We start from the raw sequence: 22,198 nt of genomic DNA on the forward strand, positions 1-22,198 counted from the left end.
GAGTCCGCGATGAGCAAGGCAATCGACCAGTGGCCGGCCATTACGAAGCGCGCCACATCGGACCAGGACCAGGCAAGCCCGAAATCGGAGCAGGTGCAACGGCGCGTGCGCGCGGTCGTGTGGCATCTCGCGCCGTGGCTTTTGCCTGCCGCGCTGTTCACGCTATGGAGCATCGGCTGCGCGCGCGGCTGGATCGCGCCGCAGATTCTTCCGCCGCCGCAACAGGTGTTCGACACGCTGTACGAACTCGCGATCAGCGGCGATCTGGCGCGCAACACACTGGTCAGCCTGCAACGCGTGCTGGTCGGCTTCGGCGTCGGCGCGTTCGCGGGCTTCTTCATCGGGGCGGCCTTGGGTTTGTCGCGCACCGTCGAAGCCTATGTGCTGCCCGCCTTCAATGCGCTCGTGCAGATTCCCGTGTTGGGCTGGCTGCCGTTTCTGCTGTTGCTGGTCGGCGTCGGCGAGCCGCTCAAGTACATCCTGATCGCGCATGCCGCGCTCGTGCCCGTCACGTTGAGCACGATGCAAGGCGTGCGGAACACGCCCGCCGCGCTCGATGAAGTTGCGCGCGTGTTCGGCTACAGCCGTTTGCAGCGCGTCGTGTATGTCGTGCTGCCCGCCGCCGTGCCGACGCTCGCCACAGGCGTGCGGCTCGCGTTCACCAAGGCGTGGCTCGCGCTCGTCGTGGTGGAACTGGTCGCATCGTCGGAAGGGCTCGGCTATCTGATCGTGTACGGCCGGCAGCTCTTTCAGCTCGACCTGGTGATGGCTTCCGTCGTGATCGTCGGCGCAATCGGCTTTGCGATCAACCGCGCGCTCGATGCACTCGAAGCCCGTCTGCGGCGCGGACAACCGTCGGCATTTCGCGAGTGAATCATTCGACCGAGGACACACGTCATGCCTTCCCCACGTCCGTTTCCACGTCTTTTTTCGCAGCGCAAATCCAGCGGACCGCCTCCATGCAGTTGCGACGCACCCGTAAAGCCCGCGCGTAAGTCCGCACTCAAACAGCGTCTTTCCGCGTTCAACTGGCGCGGCCTCGTGCTGCCGCTCGCCGCGTTCGCGCTGTGGTGGCTCGTATCGGCGTTGCATCTCGTCAAGAGCGGCTTGCTCGTCAGCCCCGTCGATGTCGCGCGCACTGCCGTTCAGCAGATTCAAAGCGGCGCGTTACTGCGCGCGCTGTCGGCTTCGCTTGCGCGTGAAGCGAGCGGCTTCGTGATCGGCACGGCGGGCGGCCTGCTGCTCGGCGCGGCGCTCGGCTTCTCGCGCATCGCGACGCGACTGATCGGTCCGACGTTCGACACCTTCAAGCAAATCTCGCTGTTCGCGTGGATACCGCTGATCTCCGTGTGGTTTGGTCTCGGCGACATGGCAAAGGTCGTGTTCCTGTCGCTGGCCGCGCTGCTGCCCGTCGCCGCGCACACCTGCGACGGCATCCACGCCGTGTCGCCGCGCTATGTCGAAGTCGCACGCGCGTTTCGCTATTCGCGCCTTCAAATGGCCCGCTTCGTGATCCTGCCCGCCGCGCTGCCGTCGATCTTCACAGGCATCTATCTGGCGCTGATCTACTCGTGGCTCGCGACGCTCGGCGCGGAATATCTGCTGGTGGCGGGCAGCGGGATCGGCAATACGCTGATCGACGGCAGCGAGCAGTTCAGGATGGACCTCGTGCTGTTTGGAATCATCGTCGTCGGCATCACGGGCTGGGGGCTCAACGCGCTTGCGCGCGGCGTCGAACGGCGTGTGCTTGCGCGGCGCAGCGGTGCATCGCGCGAACGCGCCGCCGCGTGACATCAACATTCAGGTAACGGCATATGACGACGACAGTCTCCGAAGGCATCCGCATCCGCAACGTCAGCAAACGCTACGCGCAGCAGGACGAAGCGAACGGCACCCTGCTCGTGCTCGACGACATCTCGCTCGATATCGCGCAGGGCGAATTCGTCAGCGTGCTCGGCGCGAGCGGTTGCGGCAAGTCGACGCTGCTGCGGCTCGTCGCGGGACTCGATCGCGACTATCGCGGCGATATCCGTGTCGACGGCGAGCGCGTGCGCGACACGTCGCTCGAACGCGGCATCGTGTTTCAGGATCACCGGCTGTTCCCGTGGCTCACGGCTTCGCAGAACATACTCGCCGCGTTGCGCAACGCGCCGCTTTCGACACAGCAAAAGCGCGAAGCCGTCGCCGAGCATGTTGCGCTCGTCGGCCTGGAAGGCTTCGAGCATGCGTATCCGCATCAGTTGTCGGGTGGCATGGCGCAGCGCGTCGCGATTGCCCGAGGACTCGTGAACCGGCCGCGCGTGCTGTTGCTCGACGAACCGTTCGGCGCGCTCGATGCGCTGACGCGCGGGCGTCTACAAAACGAATTGCAGCGCATCTGGCAGCACGAGCGGATCACGATGATTCTCGTCACGCACGACGTCGACGAAGCGATCTATCTGGGTGACCGCGTCGTGACGATGGCGCCGCGTCCAGGCCGCGTGAAGCGCATCGCCCACGTCGATCTGCCACGCCCGCGCGAGCGCAGCGATGCGCGCTTCGTGCGGCTGCGCGAGCAGATCCTCGCCGATTTCACCGACCGGCCCGCGCCCGCCGATCAAGACACGCCTGGCAGCGGCCTGCGCACAAACGCACATGAGCCGCGCATCACGGAATGGCGCCTTGCGTGGTAAAGCCCGATTTCTTTCGACGTCGATCAAGGAAACTACAGTGAGCGAAGCACGACAACACCAAAGACAGATCAGCCTCGGCGCATTCCTGATGGAAACGGGACACCACATCGCCGCATGGCGCCACCCCGACACGCACGCGACAGGTGGCCTCGACTTCGCGCACTACGCGCAGCTCGCGCAGATCGCCGAGCGCGCGAAGTTCGACGCGATCTTCTTCGCCGACAGCGTCAGCGTGCGCGACACGCATTTGCCGTCGCTGTCGCGCACGGCGCGCGCGGATCACTTCGAGCCGCTGACGCTGCTGTCCGCGCTGTCCGTCGTGACTTCGCATATCGGCCTGGTCGCCACGGTTTCCACGACGTTCAACGAACCGTACAACGTGGCGCGCAAGTTTGCTTCGCTCGATCATCTGAGCGGCGGACGATCCGGCTGGAATCTCGTCACGTCGAGCACGGAGACGGAGGCGCACAACTTCGGTTTCGACAAGCATCCGGACCACGCGCTGCGCTACGAGCGCGCAAAGGAATTTCACGACGTGGTGACAGGGCTGTGGGATAGCTGGGACGACGACGCGTTCCTGCGCGACAAGGCGAGCGGCATCTACTTCGATCCCGACAAGGTGCATGTGCTCGACTATCGCGGCAAGCATTTCAAGGTGCGTGGGCCGCTGAACGTCGCGCGTTCGCCGCAAGGGCGCCCCGTCGTGATTCAGGCGGGCGCATCCGATGCGGGCAAGGAACTCGCTGCGCAAACGGCCGAAGTGATCTTCGTCGCGCATCAGACGCTCGACGAAGCGAAGCATTTCTATCGCGACGTGAAAGGTCGGCTTGCGCGCTATGGACGCCGGCCCGAGCATCTGAAGATCATGCCCGGCATTTTTCCCGTGATCGGCAGAACGCAGCAGGAAGCGCAAGACAAGTTCGACGCGTTGCAGGACCTGATTCATCCGACTGTCGGCCTGCAGTTGCTGTCGAACATGTCGGGCGGCGTCGATCTGTCGAAGTATGACGTCGACGGGCCCGTGCCTGAATTGCCGGAAACGAACGGCGGCAAAAGCCGGCAACGGCTTCTGCTCGATCTCGCGCGCCGCGACAATCTGACGATACGCCAGCTATACCTGCGCATCGCGGGCGCGCGCGGGCATCAGCAGGTGATCGGCACGCCGCAGAGCATCGCGGACCAGTTGCAGCAATGGTTCGAAGAAGAAGGCGCCGATGGCTTCAACATCATGTCGCCGTGGCTGCCTGGTGGACTTAGCGAGTTTGCCGAACTGGTCGTGCCGGAGTTGCAGCGTCGCGGACTGTTTCGCACCGAATACGCGGGCCGCACGCTGCGCGAGCATCTGGGACTGCCGCGCCCGGAGAACCAGTTCTCGGAATCGACACAAGCTGCGCAAGTTGCGCAGACGGCCTGACCGATTGTTCTACGCGCGACGGGGCGAGATGGCTACAGACGCCCCGGTCGCGGATCAGCAACGAAGCCGTCGCGATTGGGCATGCGGACCGACGCCAGCGAATGCGCATCGAGACGCGCGTCGTCCGGCACAATGCCGTTCTGGTTCAGAATCCACGCGCTCACCGCATAGACTTCATCCGCGCTGAGCGATTGCGGTGCGTTGTACGGCATCGCGCGGCGGATGTAGTCGAACAGCGTCGTCGCATACGGCCAGTAACTCCCTACCGTGCGCTTCGGATTCGCTGAAGCGAGCGTGCCGCGTCCGCCAATCAGCTGATCGCCAATCAGCCCTTCTCCCTTCGCACCGTGGCACGCGGCGCATTTGGCCGCGAAGATTTTGCCGCCCATCGCGACGTCGCCGCTGCCCGCAGGCAGACCGTGACCATCGGGCGCGACGTCGATATTCCATGCGGCGATGTCGGCATCGCTGACGGGCGTTCCGATCGCATCGGCCGATTTGCGCAGATCCGCATTCAACGCGGGCCGTTGCCCGTCATTCGATGCGCTCAACGAAGTCGAGCACGCAGCCAGCGACGCGCAAAGCAAAGACACTCGAAAGATGGACCTAAGCATTTTTCACGCTTCCATCGGCGCCGATGCGCCACTGATGAATGCCGTTGTAGTGATAGTTCGAATTCAGCCCACGCGCCTGTACCAGCGCCTCGCGCGTTGGTTGCACATAACCGGTCGAATCAGTGGCGCGCGACAGAATGACTGTGGGCTCGCCGTTCCAGACCCAGCCCGATTGAAAGCGCGTCAACGCGCGATCGCGCGGCGTGTCGTCGAGCGCCGCGTCCTGCCAGGTCTTTCCACCATCCGTCGATACTTCGACGCGGCGAATCGCGCCGCGCCCCGACCACGCGAGACCGACAATCGGATAAAAGCCGTGCACTGTCAGCTTTTGCCCCGACGACGGCCGCGTAATCACCGACTTCGCGTCCATCTCGAACACGAACTGCCGCGCGGTTCCATCCGGCAACAGCCCCGTGTATTTCGACGTTTCCTCGCGCGTCTCCAGCGGCGCATCGACGATCTTCAGCCGCCGCAGCCACTTCACGTTCGTATTGCCTTCGAAGCCCGGCACGAGCAGCCGCAGCGGATAACCGTTCTCCGGCCGCAGGCGCTCGCCGTTTTGCGCATAGACGACGAGCGCGCGGTCGAGAATCCGGTCGAGCGGCAAACTGCGTGTCATCGCGGCAGCATCGGCGCCTTCGGCGAGCAGCCATTTCGGTGCGCGTCCGTCCGTCGCCGCCGCGAGTCCGCCCGTCGCTTCGAGCAAGGTCGAAAGACGCACACCCGTCCATTCGCAACACGACAGCAGTCCGTGCGTGATCTGCACAGGCAGGCCGCTCGGGCCTTTCCATTCGCTCCCCGTGTTGCCCGAGCATTCCAGGAAATGAATCCGCGACTCGGACGGCAGACGCAGCAGATCGTCCATCGTGAACAACTTCGGCTCGCGCACGAGACCGTGCACGACGAGGCGATGCGCGTCGGGATCGATATCCGGCACGCCCGAATGGTGACGCTCGTACACGAGCCCGTTCGGCGTGATCGTGCCGTGCAGGTCCGCGAGCGGCGTGAGCGACGAGGCCGCGCCCGGCATCGGCCATGCGCGCGCCGCGCGGCGCACCACGTTCGCTTCGCGCGGCGACGGCTGCCCATACGGATGATCGAGGATCGGCGCGCCAGGCGTTTGCGTCCACGGATCGACGTTCAGCGGGCGCAACAGCGTCGCCGCCTTCACACTGGGCGCGACCAGCGCGGAAAGCGCCAGCCCGCCGAGCATCCGGCGACGCGGCAACGCGGGAGCGGTTTTGGATTCAGGAATCGGCGGATTGGACATGAGAGAACCGGGTGATTCGCGAGTGCGCGTCGGGCGTATTGCGACGCCACCTGCCATCGAGCAAGCGCGTCGCGCAAAATTGCAACGCGGAGCACAGCAGCAGATAAACCAGACCGACGAACAGGAATATCTGCACGGGATAGACCATCAGCCGGTTATTGACCTGGTTGGCGAGAAACGTGAACTCAGGCACGCCGACGATATACGCAAGCGACGTGTCCTTGATCAGCGACACCCACTGGTTCACGAACGACGGCGTCATGATCCGCACGGCCTGCGGCAACAGCACGTAGCGCAACGCCTGCCAGCGCGTGAGGCCCAGCGACAAAGCCGCCTGCTCCTGTCCCGCGCGGACGGCGGCGATGCCCGCCTGCACCGAATGCGACAGATACGCGCCGCCGATCAGCGCCAGCGCGCATACGACCGTCGCGAGTCCGGGCACGTCGATGTGCAGCAGCATCGGCATCAGAAAGAAGGTCCAGAAGATCAGCATCAGGACGGGAATCGCGCGGAAAAAGCCAACGACTGCTATCAGCGCGAGATGCGCCGCGCCGCGCGTCATCGACAGTGCAATGCCGCCCGCGAGTCCGACCAAAGCGGACAGCAGCGCCGACACAATCGACATCACCAGCGTCAACGCGGCCCCTCCGAGTGGACCATTCGGAAATGTGCCGAGCAGCAGATAACGCAACGTCGGCAACCAGTCGATTGCGCTCATGCGGTGCCTCGCTGCCACGCGTGCGCGCTGCGGCGCTTCCAGAGAATCAGGCCAACTTCGATCGCTGCGATGGTCGCGATATAGAGAACCGTCGCAGCGCCGAATGCCTGGAACGTCTTGAACGTTTCGGTATCGACTTGCCGCGACGTGTATGACAGTTCCGCGAGACCGATCGCCATCGTCAGCGACGAATTCTTCACGATGTTCATGTACTGCCCCGCAAGTGGCGGCGTTGCAATACGGATCGCCTGCGGCAGGATCACATAGCGGAACGTGCCGAGCGGCGCGAGTCCCAACGCGGCGGCGGCCTGATACTGCCCGTCCTTGACGCCGCGCATTCCCGCGCGAAACTCTTCACCGACGAACGTCGTCGCGTAGCAAGTCAACCCGATCCAGCCCGCGACGAACTCGAACGGCGGCCATGCGAGCGTGAAGGTCCACAACGAAAGCGTATGCGGCGTGTTGAGCCATTCCATCCAGCTTTGCGGAAGCAGGGTCGCCGCACCGAAGTACCAGAACAGCAACTGCACAAGCAACGGCGAGTTGCGAAAGACGAGCACATACAGCGCAGCAACGCGCGTAACGAAGCCGTTACGCGCGTTGCGCGCCATCGCAAGTGTGAAGCCCAGTAGCGTCGCCGACACGATCACGCACGCCGACAACAGCAAGGTCATCAAGAAGCCGTGCGCGAGCCACCCGACGTACTTCGGTTCCAGCCAGCCGTTCATACGTCGTTCAGCTCTTCTGCGGATCGCCGATCTTGAACAGACGCGGCAACGGCGCGCGGCTGGTCGGGCCGAACCACTGATCGTAGATCTTGCCCGCCGTGCCGTTCGCTTCGAGCCCCTTGAGCGTGTCATCGACCACGTTCAACAGACGCGTCTCGCCCTTCGGCACGCCCACGCCTTCATAGTCGTTGGAAATCGTGAACGGCGAAATTTCGTAGTTCGCCTTGTCCGGCACGTTCGCCAGCAGCGCGACCAGCTTGGGGCCGTCCTGCGTGATCGCCTGCACGTTGCCCGTGCGCAGCGCGGCGAATGCGAACGGCGTGTCGTCATACGCGACGATGGTCGCGCCCGGGAATTGCGCGCGAACCTGTTGCTCGTTCGTCGTGCCTTTATCGGCGCCGACGCGCAGGCTGTTCAGTTGTTGCGGCGTTTTCAGCACGCCCTTCTTCGCGATGAACTGCGTGCCCGACGCAAAATACGGCGTGCTGAAATCGACTTCTTTCTTGCGCTCGTCGGTGATCGTGAAGTTCGCGAACACCAGATCGACCTTGCCCGACTTCAGAAACGCAATGCGGTTAGCGGGATTGGTCGGCTGGATTTCGAGCTTCACGCCGAGTTTGTCCGCGACGGCGCGCGCGTAATCGACATCGAGTCCAACAATCTGATTGTTCTTCGGATCGACAAAGCCAAACGGCGGATTGCTGTCGAACGTCGCGACGCGCAGCACACCTGCTTTCTTGATGTCGTCGAGACGGTCGGCGTGCGCCGCACTGGAAGCGGCGAGCATCAACCCCATGATGACAGCGCCAGCGAATCGGATTTTCATGGTAAAGACCTTCTGATAGTTATGCGTGTAGCGGCGTGCAGCGTGCAACGGCTCATCGCCGATATCGATGATGAGCCGCGACTTTAGCAACGCCCATGCGCGCGACGAACCAATAAATCGTCACGAGCAAAGCCGTACACGTCATATGCGCCGCATCCGGCGCAATTCACTATTCAGAAGGTGCCGCCGCCTTTGCAGTCGTCACATCGCCATCCCAGCCGCCGCCCAATGCTTTCACGAGCATGACGGCGTTTTGTAGCGCGGTGCTGCTGTAATCGAGCGCGATCTTGCGGTCCTGTACTTGCGTCAGTTGCGTATCGAGCACATCGATGCGGCTCGATGTGCCCGCCGCGAAATTGCGCTGCTGGCTGGCCGCGAGTTCGCCGCTGCGCTGCGCGACGTCAGTCGATGCCGCCGCCTGGCGCGTCGCGATCTGCACCGCGCTCAGATAATCTTCGACGTCCTGGAACGCGCTCAACACCGTCTGCCGGTACGCGGCGACTTCCTGATCGTAGTTGGCACGCGCAGCGCGCACCGATGCGCTCGTCGCGCCCGCATCGAACACCGTTTGCGCAACGTCGAATCCAAGCGACCAGAAGCGCGTCGGCAACGAGACGAGATGTGCGAGCGAGGTGCCGCTCCAGCCGCCATCCGCCGAAAGCGTGATGGTCGGGAAATAGCCCGCCTTCGCGACGCCGATCTTCGCGTTGTACTGCGCGACCGTGCGCTCGGCCTGCACGACATCCGGCCGGCGCTGCAACAATGCGGACGGCAGCGAAACGGGCAGCCCAGGCAACGCGAACCGATAGTCCGCCTGCACCGGCAACGAGAACGCCGCAGGCGCTTCGCCGATCAGCACGGCAATCGCATGCTCATACTGACGGCGCGTGAGTTGCGCGCTCGCGATGCTTTCGTCGATGGCTTGCAGCGTGTTGTGTGCGGTGCGCACATCGTCATACGACGACACGCCGTGCTTGTACTTCGCTTCCGTCAGCGCGAGCAGTTCGGCGTCGATCCGTCGTTCTTCATCGAGGATAGCGAGATCGGCGTCGGCGGCTCGCACGGTGAAATAGTCGACGGCCAGTGTCGCGAGCACACTCAGGCGTTCGCCTGCCAGTTGAGCATCCGATGCCTGCGCGCTCGCCTCGCTTGCTTCGACGGAGCGCCGCACGCTGCCCCACAAATCCGGCTCCCAGCTCGCCTCCAGTTGCACCGATACGCTCTTCGACGCGTAGCTGCTGACGGTTCCGCTCGACGACACCTGTGTCGTGCTGCCACTACCCGAACGTGTACCCGAGCCTGCGAATGACACCGTCGGAAACAGGCTCGCGCGTGCCGATGCCACCTGGGCGCGCGCTGACCGATACGCCGCGTCGTACTGCGCGAGCGTCTGGTTCGCCTTCAATGCGCGCTCGCACAGATCGTTGAGCGTCTGGTCGCCGAACATCGTCCACCAGCGGCTGTCCAGCGATGCCGCCGGATCTGGCTGCGCCTGTTGCCAGATTCCGCTCGCGTCGGGGCTGCTCATTTCCTTGAACGTGGCAGGCACGGCGACGTCGGGCTTTTTGTAGTCGGGGCCGATTGCGCAGCCAGCGCACAGAGTCGCAATGGCGACAGCCACGATCGTTCGATGCACACGCCGCATCGTGGGCGTTGCTTTGTCCATCATGATGGGTTTCCGTTACGTGAGGCACGCCGGCCGTTGAAGCGGTCGAGCCAGAGGTAGATCACGGGCGTCGTGAAGAGCGTCAGCAACTGGCTGACCATCAGGCCGCCGAGAATCGCGACGCCGAGCGGATGACGAAACTCATGCCCATAGCCCGAACTGACGATCAGCGGCACCGCGCCGAACAGCGCGGCGAGTGTCGTCATCATGATCGGCCTGAAGCGCGTGAGGCAGGCCTGATAGATCGACTCTTCCGCGCTCGCGCCCTGTTCCCGCTCGTACGTGACCGCGAAGTCGACCATCATGATCGCGTTCTTCTTCACGATGCCGATCAGCAGCACGATGCCGATGAGCGCGATGATCGTCAGCTCATAGCCGCATACGTAGAGCGCAATCAGCGCGCCGAGGCCCGCCGAGGGCAGCGTCGAGAGAATCGTCAGCGGATGAATGAGGTTCTCGTACAGAATGCCGAGCGCGATATACACGGCAATCAGCGCGCCGATGATCAGCAACACTTCGCTGCCGCCCGACTGCTGCATCATCGCGCCTTGCCCTGCGAACGCCGGCAAAATCGTGTTCGGCAGATTCAGCGACGCGACGGCCGCCTTGATGGCCGCATTCGCATCGCTCATCGACACGCCTTCGCGCAGGTTGTACGACAGCGTGACAGCGGGAAACTGGTTGTCGTGCGCGATCGTGACGGGCGCGTGCGACAGCGTGCGCGTCGCGAGTGCGGACAATGGGACGAGCGTTGCGTTCGTTGATGAAGATGCAGTGGACGTACTGGTCGCGTTCGTCGCTGGCACGTACAGCGTGTCAAGCGTCTTCGGGTCTTGCCAGTACTGCGGCGCGACTTCCATCACCACGTGATACTGGTTCGCCGGACCGTAAACCGTCGCAATCTGGCGCTGGCTGAACGCGTCGTTCAATGCATCGTCGATTGCTTCGAACGGCACGCCCATGCGCGCCGCCGCGTCGCGATTCACCTGCAGCATCATCGAAAGACTCGCGCTTTGCACGTCGGCGTTCACGTCGCGCAACTGCGGCAGCGAGCGCAGCTTCGCCTCGATGCGCGGCACCCACGTATCCAGCTCGTCCTGGTTCTCCGCCGTCACCGCGTACTGAAACTGCGCCGAGCTTTGCCGCGCGCCGAACATCAGATCCTGCGCCGATTGCATCAACAGGCGCACGCCGGGAATGTCAACCGTGCGATGGCTCAGATCGGCGATCACCTGATCGGCGCTATGCTTGCGCTCCGACAGCGGCTTGAGCGTGATGAACATCATGCTGTTGCTCACCGCATTGCGCCCGCCGACGTAGCCCGACACCGATTGCACATCCGGGTTCTGCAGAATGCGCTTGTTGATTTCATCGAACTTCTGCTTCATCGCCTGAAACGAAATGCTCTGCGAAGCCTGAACGTTGCCCATCAGCCGCCCCGTGTCTTCGATCGGGAAAAAGCCCTTCGGCATCACGGCCACCATGCCGACATTGGCGAACAGCAGGAACACGGTGACGGCAAGCATCGTCTTCGGATGACGCAGCGCCCAGCGCAGACTGCGCCCGTATGCGCGTTCGACGCGCGGCCCAATCGCGCCCTCACTCTGCTTGTGCGGCACATGACGCAACAGCAGGCGTCCGAGCGTCGGCGCGAGCGTCAGCGAAATGACCATTGAAATCAGGATCGCAATCGCAAGCGACACCGAGAACTCGCGGAACAGCCGCCCAACCAGACCACTCATCATGATGAGCGGCAGAAACACGACCACCAGCGACACGCTGATCGTCAGCACCGTGAAGCCGACTTCGCGCGTACCATCGAGCGCGGCGGCAAGCGGCGACTTGCCCTGATCCAGATGCCGCATGATGTTTTCGACCACGACGATCGCGTCGTCGACCACGAAGCCCGTCGAGATCGTCAGCGCCATCAGCGACAGGTTGTTCAGGCTGTAGCCGAGGAAGTACATCGCGGTGAAGGTGCCCGCGAGCGCGAGTGGCACCGTGATCGCCGGGATCAGCGTGCTGCGCCAGTCGCGGAAGAACGCGTATGAAACAGCCGTCACCAGCAGCACAGCCGCCAGCAGCGAGACTTCGACATCGAACACCGATGAGCGGATCGTCTGCGTGCCGTCCAGCACGACGTTCAGCTTGACCGTCGACGGCAGGCTTGCGGCGAGTTGCGGCAGCGTGGCGCGAATCGCGTCGACGGTCTTGATCACGTTCGCGTTCGGCTGCTTCGACACGATCAGCAGCACCGCGGGCTTGCCGTTCGCGAGGCCATAGTTGCGCAAATCTTCCGTCGACTTCACCACTTGCGCGACATCGGTGACATGGACAACCGTGCCGTCGTGCGTGCGGATCACGAGCGGCTTGTAGTCGGCGGGCTCCATCAACTGATCGTTCGCGCCCAGCACATAGTGCTCGTCGTTCATGCTGACGGCGCCCTTCGGCAGATCGACGCTCGCGTTCGCCAACGCGGTGCGCACGGAGTCGAGCGCGATGCCGTAGTGGCTCAACTGATCGGGATTCAGTTCGACGCGCACGGCCGGCAGCGCGCCGCCGCCCACGGTTACATCGCCGACGCCTTGCACCTGCAGCAGTTTCTGTTGCAGCACCGACGACGCATAGTCGTACATCTGCCCGACGCCCACCGTATCCGACGTCAGCCCGACGATCATCACGGGCGCGGCAGCCGGATTCATCTTGCGATAGGTCGGCGTTTGCGTGAGCGTCGTGGGCAGATTGCTGCGCGCGGCGTTGATCGCCGCCTGCACGTCGCGCGCGGCGCCGTCGATATCGCGGTTCAGATCGAACTGCAACACGATCTGCGACGAACCCGACGAGCTTTGCGACGTCATCTGCGTGAGACCCGCAATCGAGCCGAATGCGCGTTCGAGCGGCGCCGTCACGGTCTTGGCGACCGTGTCGGGGTTCGCGCCCGAAAGCGTCGCGCTGACCATGACGACGGGAAAGTCCACCGACGGCAACGCCGCGACAGGCAGTAGCCGGAACGCGACGATGCCGAACAGCGCGAGACCAATCGCAAGCAGCATCGTGCCGACGGGACGGCGAATGAACGGAGCGGACAGGTTCATGCTTTAGCTCGCGTTCGTATCGCCGGACGGCGTGATCGCGGCGCGCGTCGCGAGGCGATGCAGCGCGAGAAATATCACGGGCGTCGAGAACAGCGTCAGCAACTGACTCACGACCAGCCCGCCGATAATCGCAATGCCGAGCGGCTGCCGCAATTCGTGGCCCATGCCCGTGCCGAGCGCGAGCGGCAGTGCGCCGAACAGCGACGCGCAGGTCGTCATCAGGATCGGCCGGAAGCGCAGTTCGCACGCGCGGCGCATCGCGTCATGCGCGGTGAGGCCGAGCGTGCGCTCCTGTTCGAGCGCGAAGTCGACCATCATGATCGCGTTCTTCATCACGATGCCGACCAGCAGCACGATGCCGATCAGACCGATGATGTCCAGCTCGCCGCCGCAGAACAACAGCGCCGCGAGCGCGCCGCATGCGGCGGAAGGCAGCGTCGACAGAATCGTCAGCGGATGGATGAGGCTTTCGTACAGAATGCCGAGCAGGATATACACGGCGATCAGCGCGCCGACCAGCAGCAAGGCTTCGTTGCCGAGCGACGTGCTGTAAAGCTGCGCCGCGCCTTCGAGGTTCATCTGCACGCTTGCGGGCGGGTTCAGCTTCGCTTTGATCGCCTCGATATGGTCGATGGCCGTGCCGAGCGTCACGCCATCCGCGAGATTGAACGACACGTCCGCGTACGGAAACTGTGCCTGGCGTTGAATCGTCAACGGCGCAGCGGCGACCGTCGCGGTCGCGATGCTCGACAGCGGCGAGAGCGATGTCGATGTGGTGGTCGAGGACGAAGTGGAAGAAGAAGTTGATGAGGCGCTCGTCGTCCCCACATACAGCCCGTCGAGCAACGCCAGCGGCGACTCGCCGACCAGCCGCACATCCGCGCCCAACGTCACGTGATACTGGTTCACGTGCGTATAGATAGTCGAAATCTGACGGTCGCCGAACGCGTCGTACAGCGCGTTGTCGATGTCCTGCGCGGTGAGGCCGAGCCGCGACGCCGTCGCGCGATCGAAGTCGAACTTCAGCACGTTGCCTTGCTGTTGCGCCTGGCTTTGCACGTCGGTGAAAAGCGGGTCGGCGCGCAGCGCAGCGAGTAAACGCTGCGTCCATTCGTTGAGTTCGGCGCGGTCAGTCGCCTGCACGCCGACGCGGTAACTGTTCGCGTTGATCTGATCGTCGAGCGTCAAGTCCTGCACGGGATGCAGATAGAGCTTGAGGTCGGCGCGCTGCGCCGCGTCTTGCGTGAGCCTTTGGATCACGGAGCGGCTCGAATCGCCATCCTTCAGGCTGATGAGCATACGGCCCTGGTTGATGGTCGGATTGTTCTGGTCGATGCCGACGAACGACGACACATTGGCCACCGCACTATCGTTCGCGACGCGGCCCGCCAGCGTGCGCGTCGAAGCCGCCATCCGCTCGAACGACGCGCGCGGCGAACCCAGTGAAAACCCTTCGATCAAGCCCGTGTCCTGCACCGGGAACAAGCCCTTCGGCAGCACCACGAACAGCACGACTGTCAGCAGCGTCGCGGCGGCAACAACCAGCAGCACCACGAGGCGCTGCGCGAACGCCCAATCGAGCGCACGCAGATAGCCACGATTTAACCGCGCGAGCCAGTCCTTCGCGGCGGCATCGCTGTCGCTCGCGGCGTGATCGGCGCGCAGCATGCGGGCGGCCATCATCGGCGTGAGCGTCAACGAGACCCACGCGGAAATCACGATCGCAATCGCCAGCGTCAACGCAAACTCGCGGAACAGCCGGCCGATCACATCGGGCATGAAGAACAGCGGAATCAGCACGGCAACGAGCGCCACCGAGATCGACAGAATCGTGAAGCCGATCTGCCGCGCGCCCTTTAACGCCGCGTCCAAAGGCGTCTCGCCGTTCTCGATGTGGCGCATCACGTTTTCGAGCATCACGATCGCGTCGTCGACCACGAAACCCGTCGCCACCGTCAGCGCCATCAAGGTGAGGTTGTTGACGGAGAAGCCGAGCGCATAGATGCCCGCCACCGTGCCGACCAGCGCGAACGGCACCGTCACGGCGGGAATCAGCGTGAATTCGAGCCGCCGCAGGAACACAAACACGACCATCACGACGAGCGCAATCGCCGCGGCCAGTTCCATCTTCACGTCATGCACGGAAGCGCGGATGGTCTGCGTGCGGTCGCTGAGCACGCTGATCTTCACGGTCGCGGGCAACGACGCGCGCAGTTGCGGCAACAGCGCTTCGATCCGGTCCACGACTTCGATCACGTTCGCGCCCGGCTGCCGCTGCACATTGATGATGATCGCGGGCGTCGCGCCGCTCCATGCGGCCTGGCGCGGATTTTCAGCCGTCTCCGAAATCTTCGCGACATCGGCGAGACGCACGGGCGCGCCGTTGCGATACGAGAGTACGAGGTCCGTGTAATCGGCGGCGGACGTGAGCTGGTCGTTCGCGTCGATCGTGAAAGCCTGCAACGGGCCGTCGATCGTGCCTTTCGCGCTGTTCACGTTCGCGTCGCCGACTGCTGTGCGCACGTCTTCGAGCGACAGGCCCATCGCGTTCAAAGCGCCCGTGTCGGTCTGCACGCGCACGCTAGGCCGCGCACCGCCCGACAGCGTGACGAGCCCGACGCCCGACACCTGCGAGAGCTTCTGCGCAATGCGCGTATCCGTCAGGTCTTCAACGCGCGTGAGCGGCAAGGCATCGGACGTGACGGCGAGCGTGAGCACGGCCGTATCGGCGGGATTGACCTTACTGTAGACGGGCGGATAAGGCAGGTTCGTCGGCAGCGTGCTGTTCGCGCTATTGATCGCGGCCTGCACTTCCTGTTCGGCTTCGTCGAGATGGGTCGACGTCTGGAACTGCAACGTGACGAGCGACACGCCGAGCGAACTCGTCGAATTCATGCGCTTGAGCCCCGCCATCTGCCCGAACTGCTTTTCGAGCGGCGCGGTGACGGAGGTGCTGATCACATCGGGCGATGCGCCGGGATACTGCGTGTAGACCTGGATCGTCGGATAGTCGATTTCGGGCAACGCGGAAACCGGCATCAGCCGGTAAGCGATCAGGCCGATCAGCAGCAGGGCAAGCGTCATCAGACCCGTCGCGACAGGACGGCGGATGAACGGGCGGGAAATATCCATCGGTATCTTTTGGTTCGGAAGCGCGCGTCAGGGGCGAACGATCTTCACGGCGCTGCCGTCGTCGAGCTTGTCCGCTCCGTCTAACACGATCACGTCGCCTGCTTTGAGACCGCCTTGTTCGACAACGGTCGCGTCGTTGTAGGCGACGCCCGCCGTCACGCGGCGCAGCGCGACCTTGCCTTCGCCCTGCTTCGCGTCGGCGGCGCTCAGCGTCAGCACGAAATCGCCCGATGCGCCGTGCTGGATCGCGACCGTCGGCACGGTCAACGCGTCGTGCAAGGTGCCGACCGTCATCCGCACGTTGACGAAGCGGTTCGGGAACAGCCGGCCGTCGCGGTTCGGCGCGCTCGCCTTCAGCTTGACGGTGCCTGTTGTCGTGTCGGCCTGGTTGTCGATGGCTGCAAGCGTCGCGTGATCGAGCACGGTGCGCTTGTCGCGCGCGAAAATCTCGACGTCCAACGCGCCCTTGTCGTGAAACGCATCGACCACGTCGCCCATCTTGTCTTCGGGCAGCGCGTAGACGACGGTGGTCGGCGAGTCGCTGGTGATGGTCGCGATGCCCGTCGTGTCGCTCGTCGTCACGTAGTTGCCGGCGTCGGTGGAAAGCAGGCCGATCCTGCCGTCCATCGGCGCGACGATCTCGCAATAGCCGACCTGCACCAGCAGATTCGCGACGCTGCCCTGATCCGCCTTGACGGTGCCTTGATACTGTCGCAGCGTCGCGCGCTGCGTGTCGAGCGTCTGATGCGAAATCGAGCCGCCATCGATCAGGCTTTCGTAACGCGTCAAATCGGCGCGCGCGTTGGCGAGCAGCGCTTCATCGTGTTCGAGCGTGCCTTGCGCTTCGAGCAACTGGGCACGCAGCGCGCGCGAGTCGATCCGCGCAATCGGCTGGCCCGCTTTCACGCGCTGGCCTTCCTTCACGAGCATCGCTTCGAGCGTGCCGTTGACCTGCGTTTTCACGGTGACGGTCGCGCGCGGCGTGACGGTGCCGAGCGCATCGAGTTGCAGCGGCACGTCGGCGCGCGTCACCGTGCCGATGGTGACAGGCGTGACTTGCGCAACGGGATGCGGCGGCTTATGAAGCGCAGCGAACGCCTGCCAGACGATAACGCCAGCAGCAACGATGCCTGCGGCAATCAACACACGACGGATTGGACATTGAATTTCACGCGGAGATTTGTCGGCGCTCAGGCCGTTCAACGGTTTGCCAAACGGAATAAAAGAACGACGCCACGCGGGCGTCGCCGGAAAGCAGCGCCGCACCTCACGCGAGGATCGGCGGCTGCTCAGGAGATGAAGGGGAATGTAGCAACGGGAAAGCGCGCCCAGGTTTAGCGCGCTTAGCGGATGTTTCTGCGTGTTACGGCTGCGCGGCGACGCGCGTGGGCTGTTGAGGCTGCGCGGCTTGCTGCGCGTAGGGTGCATCCGCGGAACGGGGCGTGTCGCCCGTGCGCTCGATCCAACCGCCGCCAAGATACTGATAGAGATCGACGAGATTCGTCAGCCGGTTCAGCGACGCCGTAATCAGCGACTGTTGCGCCGAATACAGATCGTTCTGCGCGGTCAGCACGTTCAGATAACTGTCCACGCCGTCGCGATAGCGCAGATCCGACAGATCATAGCGGCGCTGCTGCGACTCGACGTTCTCCTGCAACGCCTTGATCTGCCGGTCGTAGGTGCCGCGCGCCGCCAGCCCGTCGGACACTTCGCGGAACGCCGTCTGGATCGCCTTCTCATACTGCGCGACAGCGACGTTCTTTTCGAGCTTCGCGAGATCGAGGTTCGCGCGATTCTCGCCGCCCTTGAAGATCGGCACCGAAATCGTCGGCCCGAAGCTCCATGCGAGTTGGCCGGGCTTGAAGAGCGTGCCGAGGCTCGCACTCGCCGTGCCGAAGTCGCCCGTCAGCGAGATGCTCGGGAAGAACGCCGCACGCGCCGCGCCGATGTTCGCGTTCGCGCCGATCAGCGTCGCTTCGGCTTCCATGATGTCGGGACGCCGCGTCAGCAGATCGGACGGCAGGCCTGCGGGAACGTCCGCAAGCAGTTGCTGGCTGGCGAGCGGCAAGCCTTGCGGCAGGTCGGCAGGCAGCGGCGCGCCGACCAGCAGCACGAGCGCGTTCTCCGCCTGCGCGCGCGAGCGCTGCTGGCTTTCGTAGTTCGCCTGCGCCTGCTGCATCGTGCCCGCCGCTTCGCGCAGATCCAGCTCGGAGCCGGTGCCCGTGTCGTACTGGAGCTTCGTCAGTTCGTACGAGCGGCGCGCCGTGTCGTACGTGTTCTTCGTGCTTGCCAGCATTTCGTCGTAGGCGACGAGCGTCAGGTATTGATCGGCGACTTGCGAGACGAGCAGAATCTCTTCCGCCTTGCGCGCTTGCGCTGTCGAGAAGTACGTCTGTAACGTTTGTTCGGTAAGACTGCGCACCTTGCCGAAGAAGTCGAGTTCCCACGAAGCGCTCGCCGCCACCTGATAGTCGGCGCCCACGGTCGCCTTGCCGACGTACGACAGGTCCTTCGGCGTGCGGCTGCGCGTGCCCGTGCCATCGACGGAAAGCGATGGCATCAGATCGGCGCGCTGAATCCGGTATTGCGCGCGTGCTTCTTCGACCTTGAGCGCCGACACACGCAAGTCGCGGTTGTTCTGCAACGCGAGTTCGATCAGACGTTGCAGACGCGGATCGACGAAGAACTCGCGCCAGCCGATATCGGTCGCGGCATGATCGTTCGCCGTACGCGTCGCCGTGCCCTTCGCGGGCTGGTTGTCGTAGACCCCGCCTTGCGGGAAGGTCGCCGCGACGGGCGCGGCCGGGCGCTCATAAGTCGGCGCGAGCGTGCAACCCGTCGCGAAGAGCGCGGCGGCGAGCGTCGTCAGTAGTGTTCTGTTCATATGCTTGTCCTTACTGGGCCGTTTCTTCTTCGACGTCGTGTTCGGCGCCATGCGGTGTCGAGTCGTCGCGCGAGAACTTCTCGCGGATCACGACATAGAACATCGGGATCATGAAAACGGCGAGGAACGTGGCCGTCAGCATCCCGCCGATCACCCCGGTGCCGATTGCATGCTGGCTCGACGAACCGGCGCCGTTGCTGATCGCGAGCGGCAGCACGCCGAGTACGAACGCTAGCGACGTCATCAGGATCGGGCGCAGCCGCAGACGCGCCGCTTCGAGCGCGGCCTGCACGGCCGTCATGCCTTCTTTGATCTGCAATTCGCGCGCAAACTCGACGATCAGAATCGCGTTCTTCGCGGACAAACCGACGGTAGTCAGCAAGCCGACCTGGAAGAACACGTCGTTCTCCAGTCCGCGCATCGTCACAGCGAGCAATGCGCCGATCACGCCGAGCGGCACGACGAGAATCACCGCGAACGGAATCGACCAACTCTCGTACAACGCGGCCAGACACAGGAACACGACGAGGATCGAGATGCCGTACAAAATCGGCGCCTGCGAGCCCGACTGCCGTTCCTGGAACGACAGTCCCGTCCATTCGTAGCCGATGCCTTGCGGCAGCTTCACGGCGAGCGCCTCCATCGCGGTCATCGCCTGGCCCGTGCTCTTGCCTGCGGACGCCTGCCCCTGGATTTCGACCGACGAGATGCCGTTATAGCGTTCGAGCTTCGGCGAGCCGTAGACCCAGTGTCCCGACGCCACCGACGTCAGCGGCATCATCGAACCGGAACTGCCGCGCACGTACCACTTGCTCATGTCCTCGGGCGTCATGCGGAACGGCGCGTCGCCTTGCAGATAGACCTTCTTGATCCGGCCATCGGTATCGAGGAAGTTGTTCACGTACGCCGACGCCCATGCAATCGAGAACGTCTGGTCGATGTCCGACACAGTGACGCCGAGCGCCTGCGCTTTCTCGCGGTCGATATCGACCTTGAACTGCGGCGTATCCGACAGCCCGTTCGGACGCACCAGCGCCAGCGACGGATCTTTCGCGGCCATCCCGAGCAACTGGTTGCGCGCGGCCATCAGCGCGTCGTGGCCGAGACCGGCGTTGTCCGTCAGTTCGAAGTCGAAGCCGGATGCGGTGCCGAGTTCGGGAATCGACGGCGGGTTCACGGCGAGCACGGTCGCGTCTTTGTACGACGCGTAGTGCGCGAACACGCGGCCTACCAGCGCCTGCACTTTCTGGTTCGCATGCTGGCGTTGCGAGTAGTCCTTCATCCGCACGAACGCGATACCCGCGTTCTGTCCGCGGCCCGCGAAGCTGAAGCCGTTCACGGTAAACACCGAGTCGACAATGTCTTTTTCGTCGTGAAGCAGATAGTCGGTGACGTTCTTCAGCGTGCGTGCCGTGGTCTCCTGCGTCGAGCCGGGCGGCGTCTGGACCAGCACGAACATCGTGCCCTGATCTTCATCGGGCAGGAACGACTTCGGCAGGCGCATGAACAGGAAACCGACGGCGACGATCACCGCGAGATACAGCACGAGCCAGCGCCCCGAACGGCGGATCACATGCTGCACGCCCGAGTGGTACTTGTCGCGGCCGTTGTCGAACGTGCGGTTGAACCAGCCAAAGAAGCCCGTCTTCGTGCCGTGATGCCCCTTCGGGATCGGTTTGAGGATCGTCGCGCACAGTGCGGGTGTGAGAACAAGCGCGACCAGCACGGACAGCACCATCGCCGCCACGATAGTCAGCGAGAACTGCCGGTAGATCGCGCCGACCGATCCGCCCGAGAACGCGACAGGCACGAACACCGCCGACAGCACCAGCGCAACGCCGACCAGCGCGCCGGTGATCTGACCCATCGCCTTGCGGGTAGCCTCTCTTGGCGATAGCCCTTCTTCGGACATCACGCGCTCGACGTTCTCGACCACCACGATCGCATCGTCCACCAGCAGGCCGATGGCGAGCACGAGACCGAACATCGACAGCGTGTTGATCGAGAAGCCCGCCGCGCTCATGATCGCGAACGTGCCGAGCAGCACCACAGGCACGGCAATCGTCGGGATCAGCGTTGCACGCAGGTTCTGCAGGAACAGATACATCACGAGGAACACCAGCACGATGCCCTCGAGCAGTGTCTTCACCACTTCTTCGATCGACATCTTCACGAACGGCGTCGTATCGTACGGATACTGCACGACGAGACCATGCGGGAAGTTCTTCGACAGTGCGTCGATCTTCGCGCGCACCAGCTTCGCCGTCTGCAGCGCGTTCGCGCCCGTCGCGAGCTGGATACCGAAGCCCGCCGTCGGCTGGCCGTTGTACTTGGTGTCGAAGTTGTAGTTCTCGCCGCCCAGATCGATGCGCGCGACATCCTTGATGCGTACCTGCGAGCCGTCCTGATTCACTTTCAGCAGTACGTTGCCGAACTGTTCCTGGGTTTGCAGCAAGGTCGCCTGCGTGATGGTCGCCTGCAATACCTGGCCGGGCACGGCAGGCGTGCCGCCGAGCGAACCTGCTGCGACCTGCACGTTCTGATTCGTCAACGCGGTTTCCACGTCAACAGGCGTGAGGCTGTACTGGTTCAGCTTGTTCGCGTCGAGCCAGACGCGCATCGCGAACTGCGAGCCGAAAAGCTGCACAGTGCCGACGCCGTCGACACGGCTCACGGGGTCTTCGACATGCGACGCCACATAGTTCGCGAGGTCGTAGCGGTCCATGCTGCCGTCCGTCGATACGAACGCCATCACCAGCAGGAAGCTGCTACTCGACTTCGTCACCTTTGTGCCCTGCTGCTGCACACTTTCGGGCAACAGTGGCGTCGCGAGCTGCAGCTTGTTCTGCACCTGCACCTGCGCGATGTCGGGATTGGTGCCCGCCGCGAAGGTCAGCGTAATCGTCGCGTTGCCGGAGTCGTCGCTCGATGACGACATGTAGAGCAGATGGTCGAGACCGCTCATCTGCTGCTCGATCACCTGCGTCACGGTGTTTTCAACCGTTTTCGCCGATGCGCCCGGATACGTTGCGCTGATCTGCACCGCGGGCGGTGCGATGGTCGGATACTGCGCGATAGGAAGATTGAAAATCGAAGCGACGCCCGCGAGCATCAGAATGATTGCGATGACCCATGCAAAGATAGGCCGGTCGATAAAGAACTTTGCCATTTACACGCCC

General features: G+C 63.7%; 15 protein-coding genes. 4 read left to right on the forward strand and 11 right to left on the reverse strand.

What is annotated here, in order from left to right:
* Nucleotides 1-9: 9 nt before the first annotated feature.
* The 4 genes from C2L64_RS44055 to C2L64_RS44070 are packed head-to-tail and all read left to right on the forward strand — an operon-like array spanning nt 10 to nt 4,086.
* A complete protein-coding gene (locus tag C2L64_RS44055) occupies nt 10-873 on the forward strand; it encodes an ABC transporter permease (protein WP_039902984.1) in 864 nt (287 codons plus the stop codon).
* 24 nt (nt 874-897) lie between these two features.
* Nucleotides 898-1,791, forward strand: coding sequence for an ABC transporter permease (locus C2L64_RS44060; RefSeq protein ID WP_039902983.1), 894 nt, complete (start codon nt 898-900; stop codon nt 1,789-1,791).
* Nucleotides 1,792-1,814: 23 nt separating this feature from the next.
* The gene (locus tag C2L64_RS44065; RefSeq protein ID WP_009771419.1) at nt 1,815-2,672 is read left to right on the forward strand and encodes an ABC transporter ATP-binding protein; all 858 of its coding nucleotides are present in this window, start codon (nt 1,815-1,817) and stop codon (nt 2,670-2,672) included.
* Nucleotides 2,673-2,709: 37 nt separating this feature from the next.
* A complete protein-coding gene (locus C2L64_RS44070) occupies nt 2,710-4,086 on the forward strand; it encodes an LLM class flavin-dependent oxidoreductase (RefSeq protein ID WP_086909465.1) in 1,377 nt (458 codons plus the stop codon).
* Between the two features lie 32 nt (nt 4,087-4,118).
* Here the strand turns inward: C2L64_RS44070 and C2L64_RS44075 are convergent, their stop codons facing one another.
* The 11 genes from C2L64_RS44075 to C2L64_RS44125 all read right to left on the reverse strand — a co-directional run bounded on the left by C2L64_RS44075 (nt 4,119) and on the right by C2L64_RS44125 (nt 22,188).
* Complete coding sequence (locus tag C2L64_RS44075; protein WP_039902982.1) at nt 4,119-4,700, reverse strand: c-type cytochrome; 582 nt, start codon at nt 4,698-4,700, stop codon at nt 4,119-4,121.
* Complete coding sequence (soxC, locus tag C2L64_RS44080) at nt 4,693-5,970, reverse strand: sulfite dehydrogenase (RefSeq protein WP_086909466.1); 1,278 nt, start codon at nt 5,968-5,970, stop codon at nt 4,693-4,695. The genes C2L64_RS44075 and soxC overlap by 8 nt, the downstream gene beginning before the upstream one ends.
* On the reverse strand, nt 5,948-6,688 hold the full coding sequence (locus tag C2L64_RS44085) for an amino acid ABC transporter permease (protein ID WP_009771415.1): 741 nt from the start codon (nt 6,686-6,688) through the stop codon (nt 5,948-5,950). Before C2L64_RS44085 ends, soxC begins: the two co-directional genes overlap by 23 nt.
* On the reverse strand, nt 6,685-7,416 hold the full coding sequence (locus tag C2L64_RS44090) for an amino acid ABC transporter permease (protein WP_009771414.1): 732 nt from the start codon (nt 7,414-7,416) through the stop codon (nt 6,685-6,687). The genes C2L64_RS44085 and C2L64_RS44090 overlap by 4 nt, the downstream gene beginning before the upstream one ends.
* A 7-nt stretch (nt 7,417-7,423) precedes the next feature.
* Nucleotides 7,424-8,242 carry an ABC transporter substrate-binding protein gene (locus C2L64_RS44095; RefSeq protein ID WP_007736359.1) on the reverse strand — a complete coding sequence of 273 codons (819 nt, stop codon included), beginning with the start codon at nt 8,240-8,242 and terminating at the stop codon, nt 7,424-7,426.
* A 169-nt stretch (nt 8,243-8,411) separates the two neighbouring features.
* Nucleotides 8,412-9,911 (reverse strand): efflux transporter outer membrane subunit, encoded by a 1,500-nt coding sequence (locus C2L64_RS44100; protein WP_009771413.1) that lies wholly within the window; start codon nt 9,909-9,911, stop codon nt 8,412-8,414.
* On the reverse strand, nt 9,908-13,003 hold the full coding sequence (locus tag C2L64_RS44105; protein ID WP_009771412.1) for an efflux RND transporter permease subunit: 3,096 nt from the start codon (nt 13,001-13,003) through the stop codon (nt 9,908-9,910). Before C2L64_RS44105 ends, C2L64_RS44100 begins: the two co-directional genes overlap by 4 nt.
* A gap of 3 nt (nt 13,004-13,006) precedes the next feature.
* Nucleotides 13,007-16,135 (reverse strand): efflux RND transporter permease subunit, encoded by a 3,129-nt coding sequence (locus C2L64_RS44110; protein WP_009771411.1) that lies wholly within the window; start codon nt 16,133-16,135, stop codon nt 13,007-13,009.
* A gap of 27 nt (nt 16,136-16,162) precedes the next feature.
* Nucleotides 16,163-17,281 (reverse strand): efflux RND transporter periplasmic adaptor subunit, encoded by a 1,119-nt coding sequence (locus C2L64_RS44115; protein ID WP_090835363.1) that lies wholly within the window; start codon nt 17,279-17,281, stop codon nt 16,163-16,165.
* Nucleotides 17,282-17,498: 217 nt separating this feature from the next.
* Nucleotides 17,499-19,019 (reverse strand): efflux transporter outer membrane subunit, encoded by a 1,521-nt coding sequence (locus C2L64_RS44120; protein ID WP_039903013.1) that lies wholly within the window; start codon nt 19,017-19,019, stop codon nt 17,499-17,501.
* A 10-nt stretch (nt 19,020-19,029) separates the two neighbouring features.
* A complete protein-coding gene (locus C2L64_RS44125; protein ID WP_009771408.1) occupies nt 19,030-22,188 on the reverse strand; it encodes an efflux RND transporter permease subunit in 3,159 nt (1,052 codons plus the stop codon).
* Between the last annotated feature and the right edge of the window lie 10 nt (nt 22,189-22,198).

It is taken from the genome of Paraburkholderia hospita, assembly GCF_002902965.1.
GTDB classification, from domain to species: Bacteria; Pseudomonadota; Gammaproteobacteria; order Burkholderiales; family Burkholderiaceae; genus Paraburkholderia; species Paraburkholderia hospita.